The 901-nt window shown below is 45.6% G+C and carries 2 protein-coding genes; one reads left to right on the top strand and one right to left on the bottom strand.

Annotated features, from left to right (window positions below):
- Nucleotides 1-636: YjiH family protein (locus tag LD39_RS23375; RefSeq protein WP_035553965.1), on the top strand; the 636-nt coding region annotated here is incomplete at its 5' end.
- Between the two features lie 60 nt (nucleotides 637-696).
- Here the strand turns inward: LD39_RS23375 and LD39_RS23740 are convergent.
- A partial coding sequence (locus LD39_RS23740; RefSeq protein ID WP_035553962.1) for a hypothetical protein occupies nucleotides 697-901 on the bottom strand: 205 nt, incomplete at its 5' end.

The following is a 901-nucleotide window of genomic DNA, read 5'->3' as shown; positions in this document are numbered from 1 at the left end:
ATACCCTTTTATTTGACCGTAGCATTGGCCGGCTTTATCGCTGCCTTGATCATGCCTAGAATTCCACCATTGTCCCGTAAAGCAGACACCTACGTGAATGAAGAAGCGGATGATGACAGCGAAGAAGTACCTGACCATCACAACGTCTTCACATATGGGTATGCAAAAGCTGTAGAACAAGGAAGCAAATCGACGGGAGTAAAAGAGTTCTTCAAGCAAGGGGCTCAAAACATTCTTGATATGTGGATGGGAGTGGCACCGATTGTAATGGCTCTTGGTACCATTGCGCTTGTAATCGCTGAGTTCACTCCATTTTTCTCATGGCTCGGTGTACCCTTCATTCCGCTGCTTGAACTTATGCAAGTTCCTTATGCACAAGAAGCATCAGAAACTATCCTTGTCGGATTTGCAGATATGTTCCTGCCTGCATTGATCGGAGCATCGATTGAAAGTGAAATGACTCGATTCATCATTGCTTGTTTATCCGTAACTCAACTGATTTATATGTCAGAGGTCGGTGGCTTGCTGTTAGGATCAAAAGTGCCTGTTAACTTAAAGGACTTATTCATTATCTTTCTTGAGCGGACAATCATCACACTGCCTATCATTACACTTGTCGCTCACCTGCTGTTTTAAGAAAAGCTCCTTTAGATAAGCAGTTTCTTTAGCAAAATAACTAAGAACCCAGATGTTCATTCAAGAAACGTGCAGGATTGTTGAAGACTCAATTTCGAGATAACCGGGGTTCGTTGCTGCATTGAGGCTCAGGGTTGGTTGGGAAGCAGCTCGCTTTCCTGCGGGGATGACGGCAAGCCTTCTCGAGCTTCGCTCTTCGGGGTCTCGCCAGCCAATCCATTCCCGCGGGAGTCTCACAGCTTCCCAACCAACCCATTCGATGTAT

Source organism: Halobacillus sp. BBL2006, from assembly GCF_000786645.1.
GTDB lineage: Bacteria > Bacillota > Bacilli > Bacillales > Halobacillaceae > Halobacillus.
Note: the sequence above shows the minus strand (reverse complement) of the source record. Positions and strands in the feature narration are given on the sequence as shown.